1 protein-coding gene and 1 pseudogene are annotated in these 1,082 nt (G+C 74.6%); both read left to right on the forward strand.

Annotated elements, in window-relative coordinates; all coding sequences use genetic code 11:
• The first annotated feature begins 146 nt into the window (after positions 1-146).
• Entirely contained in the window at positions 147-866 is a 720-nt protein-coding gene (locus tag H5J30_RS35190; RefSeq protein ID WP_181791854.1) for an HAD-IA family hydrolase, read from the forward strand.
• A pseudogene (locus tag H5J30_RS35195) lies at positions 863-1,082 on the forward strand (aspartate aminotransferase); the annotation flags it as partial. The gene H5J30_RS35190 and the pseudogene H5J30_RS35195, both read left to right, overlap by 4 nt.

A 1,082-nucleotide genomic window follows, 5' to 3' on the forward strand; every position in this document is an offset into this window, starting at 1 on the left:
CGCGCACGTCACCGCCTACCGGGAGCGCAAGCGCACGCGGAGCGCCGGCTGACGGCGACGGGCGGCGGCCGGACGGCGGCACCTCCGGCTCGTACATGAGTTATTAGCTCTTGACCAATGTCAACGAGCCGTCCTACGGTCGAGCCATGCCCACTCCCCTGCCCGCCCGCCCCCGGCTCATCACCTTCGACACCTACGGCACCCTCATCGACTGGGACGGCGCCCTGCGCGCCCACCTGCACGCGCTCTTCGCCGAGCGGGCCCAGGAGGCGGACGTCGCCGCCTTCTACCGCCGCTGGTACCACGGCTACGCCCTGCCCGCCGTCCACGGCCGCTTCCTGCCCTACCGCGAGCTGCTCGCCACCACCATGGCCGAGGCCCTGGCCGCGGAGGCCGGCATCACCGCGGCCCCCGCCGAACTGGCCGCGCTCGGCGACGTGATGGCCGAAGCCGACCCCTTCGACGACAGCGTCGAGACCCTGCGCCTGCTGGGCGCGCACGTGCCGCTGGCCACGATCTCCAACAGCCAGCGCGACATCATCGACGTCAGCGCGCGCAAGCTGGGCGACCCGTTCCGGCACGTCTTCACGGGCGAGGCGGTCGGCGCGTACAAGCCGCACCGGGCGCTCTTCGAGCTGGTCCTCGGCCGGGCCGGGGTGGAGCCGCACGAGGCGGTGCACGTGGCGCAGTCGCAGTACGTCGACCTGCCGCGGTCCGTGCCGATGGGCATCCCCACCGTCTGGATCAACCGGCAGGGCCAGGAGCTGCGCCCCACCACCCCCGCGCCCACGGCCCAACTGCCCGACCTGCGGGGGCTGCCGGAGCTGCTGGGGCTGGGCCGGGCCCCGCAGGGGGCGGCGCGATGAGCCGGGAGTCCGAAGGCCCGCGTACGCACCGGAAGCCCGCCTACGGCCGCGCCACCGCCGTCCGCCGCCTCCACCTGCCCGAGCGCGCCGCACAGCTGGGCATGTCCGTCCGCGAGGCCGACCGGTTCGTGGCCGCAGGCGTGACCGACGGCGTGCTGGATACCACCCACTTCGACACCGTCCGCTTCCCGCCACCGCCCTGGGCCGCCGGGACCT

This window comes from Streptomyces phytophilus (assembly GCF_013870535.1).
GTDB classification, from domain to species: Bacteria; Actinomycetota; Actinomycetes; order Streptomycetales; family Streptomycetaceae; genus Streptomyces; species Streptomyces phytophilus.

What these genes read in the sequence shown, in the direction of transcription:
- H5J30_RS35190 (WP_181791854.1), top strand. Translation starts at nt 147, where the DNA reads ATGCCCACTCCCCTGCCCGCCCGCCCCCGGCTCATCACCTTCGACACC.